General features: G+C 65.6%; 12 protein-coding genes. 3 read left to right on the top strand and 9 right to left on the bottom strand.

The window, feature by feature from the left end; translation table 11 throughout:
* Nucleotides 1-80 precede the first annotated feature (80 nt).
* Complete coding sequence (locus tag ACLJEU_RS00240) at nucleotides 81-1028, top strand: SGNH/GDSL hydrolase family protein (RefSeq protein ID WP_414662496.1); 948 nt, start codon at nucleotides 81-83, stop codon at nucleotides 1026-1028.
* Between the two features lie 608 nt (nucleotides 1029-1636).
* On the opposite strand, the gene ACLJEU_RS00235 is transcribed toward ACLJEU_RS00240, so the two are convergent.
* The 6 genes from ACLJEU_RS00235 to ACLJEU_RS00210 form a co-directional block, all read right to left on the bottom strand.
* On the bottom strand, nucleotides 1637-1816 hold the full coding sequence (locus tag ACLJEU_RS00235) for a CsbD family protein (RefSeq protein WP_414662495.1): 180 nt from the start codon (nucleotides 1814-1816) through the stop codon (nucleotides 1637-1639).
* Between the two features lie 216 nt (nucleotides 1817-2032).
* Nucleotides 2033-2680, bottom strand: a complete 648-nt coding sequence (locus ACLJEU_RS00230) for a DUF4142 domain-containing protein (RefSeq protein WP_414662494.1) — start codon at nucleotides 2678-2680, stop codon at nucleotides 2033-2035.
* A 128-nt stretch (nucleotides 2681-2808) separates the two neighbouring features.
* Nucleotides 2809-4266 (bottom strand): Gfo/Idh/MocA family protein, encoded by a 1458-nt coding sequence (locus ACLJEU_RS00225; RefSeq protein WP_414662493.1) that lies wholly within the window; start codon nucleotides 4264-4266, stop codon nucleotides 2809-2811.
* Between the two features lie 160 nt (nucleotides 4267-4426).
* On the bottom strand, nucleotides 4427-5635 hold the full coding sequence (locus tag ACLJEU_RS00220; protein ID WP_414662492.1) for a hypothetical protein: 1209 nt from the start codon (nucleotides 5633-5635) through the stop codon (nucleotides 4427-4429).
* Between the two features lie 150 nt (nucleotides 5636-5785).
* Nucleotides 5786-6385, bottom strand: a complete 600-nt coding sequence (locus ACLJEU_RS00215) for a GntR family transcriptional regulator (protein WP_414662491.1) — start codon at nucleotides 6383-6385, stop codon at nucleotides 5786-5788.
* Nucleotides 6386-6416: 31 nt separating this feature from the next.
* Entirely contained in the window at nucleotides 6417-7208 is a 792-nt protein-coding gene (locus tag ACLJEU_RS00210; protein WP_414662490.1) for an enoyl-CoA hydratase/isomerase family protein, read from the bottom strand.
* Nucleotides 7209-7324: 116 nt separating this feature from the next.
* Between ACLJEU_RS00210 and ACLJEU_RS00205 the strand changes: the two genes are divergently transcribed.
* Both ACLJEU_RS00205 and ACLJEU_RS00200 read left to right on the top strand, forming a co-directional pair.
* Nucleotides 7325-8521 carry a CaiB/BaiF CoA transferase family protein gene (locus tag ACLJEU_RS00205; protein ID WP_414662489.1) on the top strand — a complete coding sequence of 399 codons (1197 nt, stop codon included), beginning with the start codon at nucleotides 7325-7327 and terminating at the stop codon, nucleotides 8519-8521.
* 335 nt (nucleotides 8522-8856) lie between these two features.
* Entirely contained in the window at nucleotides 8857-11889 is a 3033-nt protein-coding gene (locus ACLJEU_RS00200) for a TonB-dependent receptor (protein WP_414662488.1), read from the top strand.
* A gap of 135 nt (nucleotides 11890-12024) precedes the next feature.
* Here ACLJEU_RS00200 and ACLJEU_RS00195 read toward each other — a convergent pair whose 3' ends face one another.
* Genes ACLJEU_RS00195 through ACLJEU_RS00185 form a run of 3 tightly spaced genes read right to left on the bottom strand, consistent with a single transcriptional unit; the run spans nucleotide 12025 to nucleotide 16573 of the window.
* Nucleotides 12025-13557, bottom strand: a complete 1533-nt coding sequence (locus ACLJEU_RS00195) for a hypothetical protein (protein WP_414662487.1) — start codon at nucleotides 13555-13557, stop codon at nucleotides 12025-12027.
* On the bottom strand, nucleotides 13551-15653 hold the full coding sequence (locus ACLJEU_RS00190; RefSeq protein WP_414662486.1) for a c-type cytochrome: 2103 nt from the start codon (nucleotides 15651-15653) through the stop codon (nucleotides 13551-13553). Before ACLJEU_RS00190 ends, ACLJEU_RS00195 begins: the two co-directional genes overlap by 7 nt.
* Nucleotides 15650-16573, bottom strand: coding sequence for a sugar phosphate isomerase/epimerase family protein (locus ACLJEU_RS00185; RefSeq protein WP_414662485.1), 924 nt, complete (start codon nucleotides 16571-16573; stop codon nucleotides 15650-15652). The genes ACLJEU_RS00190 and ACLJEU_RS00185 overlap by 4 nt, the downstream gene beginning before the upstream one ends.
* Nucleotides 16574-16588: the final 15 nt, after the last annotated feature.

Genomic DNA, 16588 nt, shown 5'->3' with positions numbered 1-16588 from the left:
TCCGCCCGTCGAACGCTCGACCAGGCCGCGCGGGATCTCCCACCGCGCCGGCCCGTTCCCCGAACCCACCTGTCCGTCCCATGAACACCCTCATTGTCTTCGCGCGCTTCCGGCGCGCTTTCGCTCCGGTCCTCGCCCTTGGCCTGCTGTTTTCCTCTCTGCCGTTTGCGGCCGTTGCCGGCGCTGAAAACGGCAATCCGAACCAGCCCGATCGCAATCCGCCCTTCAGTGCGATCTACGTGATTGGCGACAGTCTCTCCGACACGGGCCGCACGCTCGCCGCCATCGGTATTCCGCCGTTTCCGTATTTCAACGGCCGCGTCAGCAACGGTCCGAACTGGATCGATCAACTCGCGCCGCAGCTGCGCCTGACCTACAATCCCCTCGATAACTTCTCCTGGGCTGGTGCCAACACCGGCCGGACCAACGTCTACACGGGCCTTCCGGGCATGCTCGATGAAGTGGACGAACTGCTCAGCCTGTATCCCTTTCCGCGACGGCTGGACAAAAAGGCGCTCTACGTCGTGTTCGGCGGTGCCAACGACTTCTTCCGCATCCTCAGCGGCAACGAGAATCCCGCCGTCGTCATCCCGCAGGGGGTGGCGAACCTCGTCACCATTGTCCGGCGCCTGAGCGCCGCCGGTGCCGAGCACATTGTCGTGGTGAATCTGCCGGACATCGGCCTCACGCCGCGCGCCCGCCTGGCCGGACCCGCCACGTCGGCCGGCGCCACCCTCCTCAGCGCGCAGTTCAACCAGCTGCTCAACGGCGCGCTGAACGCGTTGAGCATTTCCACGGTCCGCGTCGATGCCTTCGCGCTGCTCAACGCCATCGCCGCCCAGCCCGCGGCGTTCGGCTTCACCAACGTGACGACGCCGGGCATCGCGCTTTTTCCTGCGTCGGCCGACACGTATTTGTTTTGGGATGACGTGCACCCGACGACCCGCACGCACGGCCTGTTCGCCGCAGCGGTGTTCGACGCACTCGCTGACGCCGGGCTGCTGAAGCAGTTGCTCAAGCACCCGTAAGGCGAACGGCGCTCCCGGGTGTTCGTTGATCGCCCCGCCCGGGATGCGCCGATCCCGCTGCGGCGGGCAGCGGACGCTGCCGGAGGTTGAAATGTCTCCGCGCCCAGAACCCACGCTTGCGCGACCACGCCGCCGCCTCATCTTCGGCGTGTTCTTTGAAGCGGGCCTATAGCTCAACGGTTAGAGCAGAGGACTCATCAATGGTGCCGGCGGAGGGGAAACTCCCGCCGGGATTCGGGGAAGTTCGGCGAAACCTGCTGCCCACGCGGGCATGGCGACGCCGAGCCGAGCCAGCAGTGCACTGCTGGAAGGTGTAGAGACTAGCGGAGGGGTTCAGCCCCCTTAATGACCGCATCAACCCCCGACACCCGCAACGGGCAAGCCGTGGGTGAAGACATAGTCCAAGGAGCGTCGAAAGACGCGCAAACTTGAATCCTTTGGTTCTGGGTTCGAATCCCAGTGGGCCCACCACTTCAAAGGCACAGCGTCGATTGCTGGTGCGACCGGAGCGCGCGCATCGCGCCCGCTTTTTTCCATGCAGGCCGGACGCCTGCGCTCCCGGCGCGCACGATCCTGTTCGTGCCACGCGGGGAACTCGAGCGGCAGCCTCAGGCGCCGCGGTTCTTCTGACTCTTGCCGACAGCGCGCTGAATCTTGCCCACTTCCTTCTGGGCGGCGCCCTTCAATTCAAGTTTCGGACTGCGGACGACCTTGCCGGTCACTTCCTTCACTTTTCCCTTAACGACATTGGCATTTCCGCGGGCGATATTGGTGGTGCTGGCTTTCATGGGAGGAGCGTTTGGGTTTACGATACAGGAGACATCATCGTGAGGCACGATGACTGCACCTGATCGTACGGTGGCGAACCGGGCGGTTCCGATCTATCGCGAGAAACACGCTTCAACACCCGCGTGTGCGCGACGCTGCTTCATGCGGCGGCCGATCTTGAAAAAGAAAAGCCCGCCGAAGTCCGGCGGGCTCGGGATCGCAATCGCCGCAGGCGGTTACTTCACAGTCTTGTGAATCTCACGCGCCTTCGCGAGATGCGTCTGCAGTGTCGGCAGTGTCTTGCTGGCAAACGCCATCAGCTCGGGATCTTCCCCCTTGGTCGACTGCTTCTCGTACAGCTTCACGGCCTTCTCGTGATCATCGACCATCTTTTCCATGTAGTCCTTGTCGAACTCCTTGGCACTCTTCTTTTCCCAGCGCTGCACGTTCACGCGCTTCGCGTCGACGGCGACGCCACGGACCGTCACGAGCGAACTGAGCGCGGTGCCTGCGCCCTCGTGGTCGCTCACCATCATCTGCGCGAACTCACGCACCTGCGGATGCGATGCCTTCGTGACGGCGATCTGCGAGATCGCGACTTCCTCCCTCGCCGACTGCGTGGCTTCCTCGAGGAAGTTTTTGTCGCCGTGGCTGGGCTTCATGGTGACGCTGACGCCGTTCTGACGCGGATACACGGGGGCAGCCGTGCGATCCGGATCGCTCGCATCGCGGTTGCTCGGGGTCACGTCGCGATTGGTGCCGGGCCGCTCACGCACCGGTTCTTGCGCCAGCGCAGTGGCGGCCAGCGCGCAGCAAGCGCCCAGCCAGAGAAGTTTGGAACGGGAGTGAGTGCGGTGATTTGGGTTGTTGATGATCATTTTCATACAGGCGCATTGTTCCAGCACGGCGCCCGCAGTTCCCCCTTCACCCGGAATTTGGGAGAAACTCCCATCCCCGCGGTCGAACTCGCTCCAACGCAGCCTTCGCCGCGGGGCGGGCAAACTAAACCCGTTCAGGTCGCACGCGGCGCGGCCGGCGTCGCCGCCGCAGCCAACACGGGACCATACTCGCGCGCAGTCTGAATGCCGGGGCGCGGCACGGGATACTTTCCGTCGGCCTCGAGCTGCACCGGAGCGGGCGACGTGCTGGTCAGCTTGTCCACGTCCGGCGCAAACTCGTGATCGCAGTTCAGAATGTCGTCGTAGGTGATGATCCGGCCGGTGTGCGCCGCCATCCGGCCCATCGACGCCACGAGGCTCGCCTCGACGCCGCGCTTCACCTCGTTGTACGGCCGGTCCTCGCGAATCGCCGCGACGAGGTCGTCCCACTCAAGCTGATACGGACTCGGCTCCGGCTGCGGAAACGCCCAGCGCAGATTCGGGTCGGCGAGGTCGATCTTGTCCTTCGGCGTCAGGATGCGCGGGATCTTCTGCCCCGCGTAAATGCGCACGTTGCCCGGCGCGTGCGAACGGGTCGTGATGACGGCCGAGCCCTTCGCGCCATGGGCGTAACTCGCGAATTCGTTGTGCACGCCAGGCATGTTGCGCCCCTCGTAGTAAAGTTTCGTGCCGTCGGGATACGTGTACTGCACCGAATACGTGTCGAAATTCTGATCGAGCGAGTCGCCGCGATAGTGGCGGCCGCCAATGGCCATCGCCTCGACCGGCCAGGCGTCCTTCATCCACGAGCATTCGTCGATCTGGTGGATGTAGTAATCCGAAAAGACGCCGCCGCTGGCCCAGAGAAACGCGTGAAACTTCGAGATCTGATACAGCACCTCGGACATCTCCGGCGGCTTCGGCCCGGCGGTCCCGCCGCCCGATCCCATGCGATAGGCGCGCATGGCCACGATCTCGCCGATTTGGCCGTCCCGGATGCGCTGATACAACTCCTGGCGGCCCTTGCAGTGGCGCACCATCAAGCCCACGCCGACCTTGAGATTCTTCCGCGACGCCTCCTCGCCGAGCTGGAACATCCGTTTGCTGGTCGGACCGTCGACCGTGAGCGGCTTTTCCATGAAGACATGCAGCTTCCTGGAAATCGCGTAATTGAAATGCACCCAGCGGAACGCCGGCGGCGTCGCAAGAATGACGACGTCACCCGGCTTCAGCACATCCATCGCGGCCTTGTACGAGTCGAAGCCCAGGAACCGGCGATCCGCCGGCACCTCGACCGCGCCCGCCTTGGCGGCGAACTGTTTCGTCAGGCGATCGAACGAGCTCGTGAGCTTCGTCTCGAACACGTCCGCCATTGCCACGAGTTTGATCGGGCCGCTGGTGGTGGAAAGCGCCTGGCCGGCCGCCCCGGTCCCGCGCCCGCCGCAACCGACCAACGCCACTTGAATCATGTCGCTGCCGGCGGCGTGAACGTGCGGCAGCACGACACCCGCAAGAGCGGACACCGTCGCGAGGCGACCGGTGTTTTTCAGAAAATCACGACGCGTGAGATCAGACGAGGACGGGGAGTTCATAGCGCAGGGAGCCCGATTGAATTAATACCGCGGTACGCGGTTGATTGTGCACGTTCAGCCGCTCGAAACAAGGTTTCTCCCGCCGGCACCGGACGCCACCGCCATGCTCATCGTCGACGCGCTCAACCGCGACGCATCAGGCCCGCCGCCGCCCCGGACCTCACTTTCGTTTCGTCGCGTTGCGCTGCAAACGCTCGGCCAACCAGCGACCCATCCGACCCGACTGCGCCAGCTGTTGCGTGAGCCGCGCGGTCTCCCCGGCCTTGGCCGTCTCGGTGGTGCCGTCGTGGAACGACAGTGCACAACGCGGCACCAGCCAGTGCGCGAAGTTGCGGGCTTCGGTGGGATCACCGATGCGGCTCATGATCTCGCGCCCGCGCTTGCGGGCCTCGGCGGGAGACACGGCACCCGCGGACAGCGTCGTCACCGCGTACAACCGGTACCAGTGATCGCCCTCTGAATCCCGCTCTTCGATCAACTGCAGCGCGGTGGCCTCGAACTGCCGCCGGACGCGACCGTGGGCGCGCTGCTGCAGGGTGAGAGCGCCCGGTCCAAGCACCCACTCGCTGCGGTAATACGTCAGCCGATACGCGCCAAATCCCACCAGCCCCGCCACCACGCCGACGATTGCACCCAGCGAGCGCAGCGAGGACTGGGCCAGCGACGCGTTCAAAATATAGCCGGCGACGAGGGCCAGCGGCAGAAAGATCATCCACACCACCATGGCCACTCTTGCCCGCACGGCGGGACTCTTGAGCACGAGGGAGTCACCTTCCGGTGACACCAGCTCCCACCACTCGCCGGGCAATGCGCCCGCGTCGGGGGCGAGCGGCCCGATGGAAAACGCCTCGTTCAGCGCCGCTGCCAGGCGCTCGAGATCGCCGCCGGTGCCACGCCGCGTCAGCTCGACCGTGCCTCGCGTCGTATCGACGGAAAGGATATCGCGCGCCGGCACCCGGTAGAACCTTCGGACGTGATCACGCCGGAATGACTTCAGGGTTCGAAAAAGCCCGAAATGGTACTCAATCTCCAAAGCATCGGGCCGGACGACGAACCGGTCGCGGCCGAACAGCAGGCTGAGCAACTCCCGGCCGGCCAGCACGCCGCCCAGCGTCCAGAAGGCCAGCCAGGTCAGCATGAACAGACCGACGGCCAGCGCCGGCGCCGTTTCGAGCGGAGCCCGTCCGACGCCCGGCGGCTCTCCGGTCATGAGTGACCACGCGCCGCGGATCAGAATCCATGCGACGACCGCCTCGCCCGCCACCCAAAAGGTCAGCCACACGGACAGGAACGCCGCGCCGCCAAAGCGTCCGACTCCGGATGATTTCAATGTGGCCTCCAGGCCTTGAAAAGTGCGGGTCAGGTTCATGCCTTCCCGCCGATGGTGCAGCCCCCGCCCGGCGAGACAAGCGACCACCCTGTGAGAAAGCAGTGAAAGCTGGATACACCGGCCCGCACCGGGAGCGCAGGCATGCCGCGTGCAGCAAGCGCACCCGAACGCCGCGCCTGCGCCGCCAGCTCACACGATGTGCTGCCGCAACAGCTCGGCTGCCTCCCACTCGCGGCCGTCGTGCATCGCCTTCACGATCGCGGCATGCTCACGGTGGCTCTCCATCAAGGTTCGATGCCGCGAATAGCGCAGGTACATCCGCAGGATGATCGGCAGCCAGAGATCCACGAGGCTTCCGTGGTCCGCGGTTTCGACGAGCAGCCGGTGAAACGCCATGTCCACTTCGACGACCCGCCCGAGCTCACCGGCGCGGCACGCCGCCTTGTACTGCGCGAGATTCTCGTCGAGTGCGCTCAAGAGCGTGCGATCCTTATTCTCGAACCAGGCCGTCAACGCCGAGGCCTCGATCTCCCGCCGCAGGTGAACGAGCACGTTGCGTTTGAATGCGGACGGTTCGGCCGCAACTTTCACGCCCACGTTGGGCCGGGCCGTCAGCAGTCCCTCCTTGGTCAGCGTAAGCAACGCATCGCGAATCGGACCGCGGCTGATGCCAAACTCGCGCGCGAGCGACTCCTCGCGCAACGGCGTACCGGGTTGCAGCCGGCCGGAAAGGATCCGGTGGCGCAGGTGAACCACGACCTGTTCCTGCAGGTTGGAAATGAGTTTCATTTTGGGAGGAAGGAGGGCCCGGTCGAGGAGCCTAATTCGACGGTTTGGGCGGCGGCGCAGATTTCTTGCGCAGGAACGCCTGCAAGCGATCCGCGGCGTCGCCCTCGGTCAGGCAGCGCTGCGAGGCGTTGGCCTCGATCGTCGCATTCTCCTCGAGGCTCGTGTCCGGACACGACGCCAGGATCTGTTTCATCTCCCGAATCGCGACCCGGCTGTTGCCCTTCACCGCCGTCAGAAATTCGTGGAGATGCCGTTCGAGTGCCTCGGGCGGGCCGTGCCACTCGGCCACACCCCACTGCACCGCCTCGGCGGCGTCGAACAGACGGCCGCTGAACACCAGTTCCTTCGCGCGCGCCACGCCGACCCGGCGCACGAGGCGGTAACTCCCGCCCCACCCGGTCACGAAACCGAGCTTGGTTTCCGACTGCCCAAAGCGCGCGGCGTCCGAGGCGAAAATCACATCGCACGCCATCGCGAGTTCCAGGCCACCCCCCATGGCATAACCCTCGACACACGCAATCACCGGAAGAGGCAAAGCCTCCAGCCGGTTCAGCAGCCGGTGGCCCTGCCGCACCCAGGGCGCGATCGAGTGGCGGTCGATTGTCTCCAAAACCTGGATATTCGCTCCGGCGCAGAAGAACTTCGGCGACGCGCTCCGCACCACCACCGCGCTGAGCTCCGCCGCGTGCGCCTCGATTCCAGCCAGCACCGCGTCCAACGCGTCCATCACGGTGTAGTCGAGCGTCGGCGGCTTCCCTTCCGGCGGCTGCAGCAAGAGCGTGCAAACTGAGTCGGCGTAAGTGGTCGTCAGTCGGGTGATCATGGGAGGAAAAGCAAAACGGGCGCCAGCGTCGCGGGACATTCGCGACCCTCTGACACATCAGGGACTTTTTGTTGACAATCAACAATCCAATCGCGGGTGTGATGCACCCCACGTTTATGGCCACTGCATCCGCGCTATCGGGCATTCGCATTGTTGATTTCAGCCACGTGTATCAGGGGCCGGTCGGCACCCAGTTGCTGGCGGACTACGGCGCCGATGTGATCAAGATCGAGCGGCCGGACGCGGGTGACTGGAGCCGCCGCTGGGGTCCGTTCGTGCACGGCGTGAGCCTCCCGTACGCGGGCCTCAACCGCAACAAGCGGAGCTTCGCCGTGAACCTGAAGAGCCCGCGCGGCAAGGAGGCGATTCGCGCGCTCGTCGCGACGGCCGACGTCGTCGTGCACAACTTTCGCGCCGGAGTCATGGAGAAGCTTGGCCTCGGTTACGACGAACTCTCCGCGCAAAATCCCAAACTTGTCTACGCCTCGTCCGGTGGCTGGGGCGATCACGGCCCCTCGGCCGATCGCGCGCGCGGCGGCCATGACCTGATGGCCCGCGCGGAGGCGGGCTGGTTCACGCAACCCGATCCGGCGAAGCCCCCGTTTCCGGCCGGTATTTCCGCCGACTACCCGGCCGGCCTGATGCTGATGCAGGGCATCCTGATGGCGCTGCTCGCGCGGGCCCGCACCGGCCGCGGTCAACGCGTCACCACCGATCTGCTGAGCGTCGCGTTCCATGCCCATTCCTGGGAAGGACCGGCCGCGATGAACGCGGCGCGCGTGACGGAATTCGCCGGCGTGAGCGCGAACGAATCGATCGTGGACAAGTCGTTCGCGACCCAGGACGGCTACATTGAAATCTCGCCGGTCTTCTCCGACAACGCCGTGCGCGACATCTCGGTGGCCATTGGCCTCGGCGATCTCTCGCTGCAGCCCCAGTTCTCGACCCACGAGCAGCAGAAGGCCAACGGCCGCGCGCTCAACGCTCTCCTCGCCGCGCGCTTCCGCGAGAAGACCACCGTCGTGTGGCTCGCGGAGCTCGAACCGAAGGGCGTCTTCTGCGCCAAGATCAACACGCTCGAGGAATCGATCGACGATCCTCAGCTCAACGCCAACGGGATGGTCATCACGATCGATCATCCCGCAGCCGGCGCGCTCCGACTGCCCGGAACGCCCGTGCGGCTGCACGGCACGCCACCCGTTCCACGCCACTGCGCCCCCGAGCTCGGCGAACACACGGTCGCGATCCTGCGCGAGCTCGGCTACGACGAGGCCGCCCTCGCCTCGCTGAGGCAGGAAGGAGTCATCGCCTAACCGGGCTGCGCCCCAGCCCGACGAAACAGGTCCAAGCAGGAAACCAAGAAACCAGGAAAAATCCGTTCTTGGCTTTCTGGCTGCTGAATTCCCCACCTCCGGGTTCTCCGGGTTTCATAGTTTCCCGCTCAAACTTTGGTTTCTGCCGTCGAACCGTAAACGGAGGGAACATGGGGAGCGATGAGAGCTGAGCGTCGAGAGATCGAGCCGACGAATCGCGCCGTATGAGTTCTACCAAGCCCTGACCCCATCCCTCTAAACCTCCCAGACGCTCTCAGCGCTCGCCTCTCGCCTCTCGCCTCAGACCTCTCGCCTCCCGTTCACCCCACCCCGCCATGATCCGTCGTTACCCCGCCCGGTTCTGTTTCTCCGTCGTCGCCCTGTTCACCACCGCCGCAAATCTGGCGTGCCCTAATTTTGGATACGCGCAATCCACGGCGACGACCGACGCCGCCACCGGTCGTCTCACCGGTCAGGTAAGCAACGGTGCCACCCGCGCGCTGCTGGAGGGCGCGGCAGTCGAAATTCCGGCGCTCGGGCGAAGGATGCTCACCGACACCTTCGGCCGTTTCGTTTTCGACGGCCTGCCCGCGGGCAACCACGCGGTCAGCGTCACCTACATCGGACTCAATCGCGAGGAACGCCTGATCCCGCTCGCCGCGGGCCAGCAGCTTTCCGTCGTGTTCGACCTCGGCGCGGATGTTTACCGGCTGGAAAAGTTCAGCGTGGTGGGCGAACGCGAGGGCAACGCGGCCGCACTCACCGCGCAACGCAACGCCGACAGCGTGAAAAGCGTCGTCGCGCTCGACGCGTACGGCAACCTGTCCAACAGCGAGGCCGGTGAACTCCTGATCCGGCTGCCCGGCATCGCCGGTTCGCTCAACAGCGAGGGCGTGGTCAGCGAGGTGCTCGTCCGCGGGACGAACCACACGCTCAATTCCGTCACGGTCGACGGCAACAAGATGGCGAGCTCCGGCGGCATGAACCGCAATTTTCGGACGAACAGCATTCCCGGCGCATTCTTCGACACGATTGAGGTGACGAAGGCCGCGACGCCGGACATGGACGCCGACTCGCTCGGCGGGAACATCAACATGAAGACGCGCTCGCCGCTCAGCATGAAGGAAAAGCGGCGGATGATTTACCGGTTCGGCGCGAAGTGGGCGCCGTTCTTCTACGATCACAATCCCGCGACGCGGAACCGGCCGCTGCACCCGATGACGTCGTTCAGCTACCAGGAGGTGTTCGATGCGTTCGGCGGCAACCGCAACCTTGGGATCACGTTCAGCATGTTCTACAGCGAGAACGCCGTCACCGGGTATCAGCTGACCCAGGACTACGCGTTCACGGTCGCTGATCCGGCATATGTTTGGGACTACCGTTCGGCGGATATCTACAACAACCGCCAGAACAAGAGCGCGACCCTGAAGATCGACTATCGTTTCAGCCCGACCTTCCGCGTCTTTCTCAACGGCATCTACAACGACGCCCACGAGCGTTCGTTCGAATACCTCCGCACTCGCGCCTTCACCGCGCGCACCCTCGCACCGCTGAACGCCGCCGGCCAGCCGACCGGGAACAACGCGATTCTCGCGGACTTCACCAACGCGATCACGCGCGTGCGGCCGGTCGCGGCGTCGACGTTCGAGCTCCAGAGCGACGGCAACCGCTTCGAGGATTCGCAGCGCCAGGTGCACGCCGGTGCCGAGCACACGTTCAAGCGCTTCACCCTCGATTACGACACCGCCTACTCGGAGAGCATCGTGCGGCAGAACGATGGTCACAACAGCCCCGACGTCGGCTCCGGCGGCTTCTTCCGCACCTGGCTCACCGGCGTGGGCTGGACGCTCGACAAGACCGTGAATCCGTCGCTCCCCGTCTTCACGCAGACGGCCGGACCGAGCATCTTCGATCTCCGCAATTACACGAACAGCGAACTCAACAAGCGCGACAACGAGCGCAACGGCATCCTCCAGAGCGCGTCGGCGAACGCGAAGTATCATTTCGACGCCCGCGGCACCACGTACCTCAAGGGCGGCGTGCGTTTCCGCCGCCAGTCCGCCGAGGAGGTCGGCGGCGACCGACGCTGGCAGTACGCGGGGCCGGACGGCGTGCTCGGCGTGAATCCCGCGACCGGCCGCAACGACGGCGATCTCAGCATTTTCCTTTTCAAGGACGTGCAGACCTCGGAGAGCCTGCGCAACGGACCGATTCCGTATACGCACGTCGGATACGCTGCGGAACACGTGAAGAAGAACCCGACGCACTGGATCGCCGATCCGTACTACGACGAGTCGCGCAAATTCATCGGCACGCGCAAGGTGGTCGAGGACATTTCGTCGGCTTACCTCATGACCGGCACCCGCTGGCGCCAGCTGCGCGCCGTGGCCGGGGTGCGCTTCGAGGAGACCGAGGTGACGGGCAAGGGCTTCGTCCGCTCGCGCACCCTCGCGACCGCCGCCGCGATCCCCGATCCGGTGCTGCGCGCGCGAACGGACTACAACAATCCGCGCCGGATCGAGGGGCGCTACAGCCAGACGTTTCCCGGCGCGTACCTCACGTACACCTTTTCGCGCAACCTCCTCGCGCGGGCCAACTGGTCGAACAGCATCGGCCGCCCGCCGTTCGCCAATCTGGTGCCGCGCGAGGACGTCAACGACCAGACGCAGACCCTGACGGTCGGCAATCCGGCGTTGAAGCCGCAGTTCGCCGAGAACATCGACTTCACGCTCGAGTATTATTTCGAGCCGGTCGGCGCGTTCTCGGTCGGCGTGTTTCGCAAGGACCTCAAGGACTTCATCGTCTCGCTCGGCGGCCAGACCGTACCGAACGGCCCCGACAACGGCTTTGGCGGCAGCTATGGCGGCTACAATCTCATCACCGATCTCAACGCCGGTCGCGCGCGCATCGACGGGATCGAGCTGAGCTACCAGCAGCAGCTCACGTTTCTCCCGGCCGCGCTCAAACGGCTGAGCTTCTTTGCCAACTACACGCGCCTCACCACCGAGGGCGACTACGGCTCAACGGGCCCGCGCACCACGAACCTCGTTCCGAACTTCGTGCCCAGCACCGCCAACGCGGGCCTGAGCTTCCCGTGGCGCAAACTGCGCACGCGGCTCCTCGTGAATTACACCGGCGAGCATCTCGTCGGTTATTCCACCGACGCCTCGCGCCTCCGTTACAAATTCGAACGCACCGCCGTGAATCTCAATTTGAGCTACGTGTTCTCGCCGAAGCTGGAGATCTACTGCGACCTCCAGAACATGTTCAACGCGCATCAGGAATGGTACTACGTCCGGCCAAACCGCGTGCAGGGCGATTTCGACAACGGCGCATTCGTGAACTTCGGCATCAGCGGGCGCTTCTGAGGCTTCAAAGGAGATCGTGTGGGACCGCGACCGCCCTCGGTCGCATCCGGCCGGAAGCGACCGAGGGCGGTCGCGGTCCCAGATCGGTCCATCCCAGATCGGTCACGGTCCCAGACGGTGGCCGTCCGATCCAATTCACCGCGGAATCCGGTTCAGCGTGTAGTACGCATCCGGATGCGCGAGCGGGTTGCCAGCGGCGGAACGAACGCCCTCGGCGCGCAGTTCGTGCACGTAGTGCGGACGCAGGCCCTCGACTTTCAGGCGCACGTTGCGCCGGTCGGCGCTGACCGTCGCGCTTTCGATCCGCAGCGGCTGCGCGTCGATCTCCGCACTGCCATAGGCGTTCGAGTAAAGATAGGTGTAGCTCTTCAACGTGTACGACTCAACGCGGCCGGCCGTCGCGGGATCAACGTCAGCGGTGAAGGCCAGCTCGAAGCCATCGGGTCGCGCGCGCATTTCGCGCAGCGCAAACGGCGTCACGCCGTCCCAGCGCACCCGCTGCAAGCCGTAAGATTGCGTGCCCAGCGACGACCAGCCGCGGCTGCTCATGCCGACCAGCAGGCTGCCGTCGGGCGCAAACAGTAGGCGCACGACGCCCGATGCCAGGCCCGCCATGAAGGGAAACGCGGCGCCCTGATACTCGCCGTCGACCTTCTCCAGAAAGACGCGGCTCACCTTCGCATCGGTGAATTCGCCGACAAACAGCTGCCCGTCGAAGGGCCCGAATTTCCCCGCCTGATCGCAGACCACGAGGTCGGTGCCGCTGCGGCCCATTTTATTGTACGGCAGCCACACCGCCGGCGGCACCATTTCGGGCAGGGCGCGCAACGCCTCGGGATACGGCACCTTGCTCGGCACCGGGGCGGACAACTTCACCGGCGAGCCCGGACGGTTCTCGGAGGCGATGCCCTCGGGATTGAGATAGAACGCGCCGCGCCGCAGGTGATAAATCGGCGTGGAGGGAATCCACGTGCCCTGCTGATCGACGCAGAACATGTCGCCCTCGCGGTTCGCGCCGAGGCCGCACGGCGATCGCATGCCGGCGACCATGGGTTGAAACTCACCGTCGGGCCCGATGATTCCGCCCCAGCCGCGCCACGCGGCCTTGTTGTCGGTGCGGTCGCCCATGTCGAGGTTGAGCGTCACCCAGCGCTGGCCGCGGCCGTCGCGCTTCGGTCCGTACGCATAACCATGATACGCGCCGGAAACATTCCAGCCCCGGCCCGCGGTCAGATACTCGTCCGCGATCCCGTCGGCGTTCGTGTCGCGGAGTCGCGTCACCTCGGTGCGTTGCGCCACCAGCAGACTGTCGCCCTCACGCAACACTCCGAGCGGTTCATGCAGGCCCGAGGCAAAAAGCGTGTAGCGCGGCTTCGGCACGGCCTCGCCGACGACCCCGTCGATCAGCCAGACCTCGCCCTTGCGAATCGCCACCGCGAGGCGGCCATCGGGGGCGAAATCCATGCCGCTGACCTCGAGCGGAATGCCCTCGCCGGGTTTCCAAGCGGTGCTGCGCGACGCCGTGGGCGAGCTCGCCGTCTGGATGGTCTGGAGCTCGTAGTGCTCGGTCGCGTGGCTGAAGCCGCCGAGAACGAGGCCCAGCGCGCCGAGGCCAAGCATGCGGAGCGCGCGCGGCGTGTGCGGCGACAGACTGAAGAAGGTCACCATGTGTAGAGATAGCTGAGTTTTCCCGCCTCGCTCCCCGCGGCTTCACTCACCGTCACGCCGGACGGATGCGAGACCGGGAGCGATCGCAGCGCCTCGACGTTCCAACGCAGTGTCCGCCGCAGTCCGGTTGCGGTCGCCTCGATGCGATCTTCCACCACGACGCCGTCGACGGAAAAGAGGAAGGTCGGCACCCCGGCGGCATCGAGCCGGTAGCCTTCGAAGCGACGCGTCCCCTCCGCTGCGGCCGGCGCGGGCCAGGAGACAATCGCATCTCCAAGTGGTTTCTCGAACGGCGCCGCGCGCACGAACCACGTGCTGTACGCATCAAAGAAACGCCCCTTCCACGCGATCGCCGGACGCGCCTCGCGGCCATCGTAGGCGAGATGCACGCCCGCGGGAAAACCCACGAGGATGGCGTGCGTGCCCGCCTGCTGCAGGAACGTGCGCATCACGATCGGACGATCGCGGGGCGTCAGTTCAAACTCCCGCGACGCCGCTTCCGGAATGCCTTCGGGCAGTCCGCGACCGCTGCGGGCAAACGCGAAGATCGACGCAATCTGCCGGTCGGTGTCGCCGCCGAGAATGGCGTGATTGGACGCCTTTCCCTCGGGCCAGAACGACGGCATCAACGTGCCGGGACGATACGCCGCGGGATTCACGAGGTACTCGCGCAGCCAGCCCGGTTCGAGGCGTTTCGCCATCGTCGAGAGATCCAACGCCTGGATACCGAGGGATGCGCGGTCGCTCCAGCGGTGACACGTGATGCAACTCACCCCGCCCTGCGTGCCCAGCAGCTTGCGTCCCGCCTCGATGTCGCCCGGAGGCAGCGCCCTTTCCGAGCGCGCATCACTCTCGTGCAACAGCGCCGGCAGCGCGGCGACGGCGTTGCCGTACACCGGCATCCGCGTTTGCAGATACGGACGGACCCGCGCGGAGCCTTTCAGTGTTTGCGCGAGCCAGTCCGGTTGCAGTTTCCGACCGGCACCCGTGAGCGGCGGCGGGAGGCGTCCCGTGTCACCGAGATTGTGATCGCCGAGAAAGTACGCGCGCCGCGCCCCGTCGGGCCCGCCCCGGCCGTCGCGTTCATGACACGCCGCGCAGTTCAAGGCCGCGAGCGTCAGGCTGGCGCGCAACGCGGCCGCCAAGGGTTCGTCACGACGTTCCAGATACGCGGCCAGCGCGCGGCGCTGGGCGGCGCTGAGCGGATAGCGCGGCAGGCCGGCGGCGGGAGTTTCGCCCAGGCAGCCGCCGGTGAAAGCCTGTAGGGGAATGGTGGTGACGGCCACGGCCGCGGGCAGATCGTGGCACGCGGCGCAGCGGAACGTTTTCACGATGGCGCGGCCACGCTCAGCCTTGGCGGCGTTCGACAGGAACGGACGCAGCTTCGGCACCGCTTCGCCATCGCTGCCGGACAGGCCGAGCAGATAGCCCGCGATGTCCACGGCGTCCTGTTCTTCCAATTCGATCCGCGGCATCCGGCCGTCGGGCCGTGTCTTCAACGGGTCCCGAATGACCTCGGCGAGGGTGGCCAGCACGTACTTCTCCTTCAGCTCCGGCAATGCGACGGACGCATGCGTGAACTCCGTCGCCGCGGGCCGACCTTCCGGCGGCGCATAGTCGGCTCGCGGCGCATGACAGGCAACGCAGCCCTTGGTGTGAAAGAGTTCTCGGCCCAAATCGGTGTTGATGTGCCGCAGCACCTTCGGCCGCGGCGGAGTCTTGGACCCAAGGGTCCCGAGATAATGGACGACGGCGTCAACGTCAGCGGCCTCGCGCGCCGCGAACAGGTGCGGCATCGACGTGCCCGCGCGATGTCGCGACGGATCCGCGATGAACGCCTGCAGCCACTCTGCGGTGGCGCGGGTCGTCACGGTCGCGAGTTCCGGTCCGCGCCGCGCGGGCAGACCAGTGTCGCCGCCGTGGCAGTTCGCGCAGCCGAGTTCGTTATAGAGCAACCGGCCGCCATCGATGGCGGTGCCCTGCGCATGAAACCGATCGAATCCCACCACCATCGGCTCGCCGCGCCCGCTCGCGGCAGCGGCTGCCGTCACCGCCGCGAGTAGCGCCCACCGCCACCAGGGCGAGGCACGGCTCATCCGCCGACCTCCCGCAGGCAGGATTCGACATAGGCCCGCGACTGGTTGATCGCGCCGGTGATTGCCGCGACGGTCGGCAGGATGGGAATGCCGCGCGGCGTCGGATGCATGAAGATTTCGACGTAACCCGTGTAGCGGATGTCGATGAGCGCCTTGAGCAGCGGGCGGTAGTCGAGCCCGCCGCCAAATCCCGGCAGTTGTTTCATCTCTATTTCCTTCGCGACCTTCTGGCGGATCCCGTCGGAGTGTTCCTGAAAATACATGAACGAGATCTGCTTCGCGCCCAGATCGCGGATCAGCGCCGGGATCTGATCCGTCCACGCGTGCAGATGATGCGGCGCGAACGCAATTCCGAGGTGCGGCGAGCGGTTGAACTCGGCGAAGTAACGCAGTGAGTCCGGGTGATGCAGCAGTTGCCGGTCGTGATTCTCGATCGCGATGGTTACACCCGCTTGCTCGGCGCGGGCGACGTGCGGCTTCATCTGCTCGAGAAACGCCAGGATGCCGGCCTTCGCGGCCGCGCCCGACGGCTCGCTCGGTCCCTTGCTGCCGGTAACGATGATGCCGCCGCCGAACTTTTTCAGCCACTGCATCTCGTCCTGCAGGCCTGTCGGCCCGAGCGGATAACGCGTGCTCACGCCGAGTTTCACCTGGTGTGTCGCGAGCAACGCCGCGAAGGCGTCGTCGCCCATCGCGGTGATTTGTTCACGCTGGTTGCCGTGGACGCGGCACCAGATGTCGATCGCTTCGCAGCCTGTTTTCGCCACCTCGGGGAGGATCGCGTCGAGTGGCATCTCCCCGTACATCGCCGACGAGAGCAGATAGCGCAGACGAAAATCCGGTTTCGCCACCGTCGCACCGATGACCGGCGTGGCAGCGGCAAGCGCAAGGGTCTGGAGGAACTGGCGACGGGGTATCATGCGAAAGGGAAGGGG

Source organism: Terrisphaera buseokensis (assembly GCF_047521145.2).
Classification (GTDB): domain Bacteria; phylum Verrucomicrobiota; class Verrucomicrobiia; order Opitutales; family Opitutaceae; genus ER46.
This window is presented reverse-complemented; position numbering and strand designations above follow the sequence as displayed.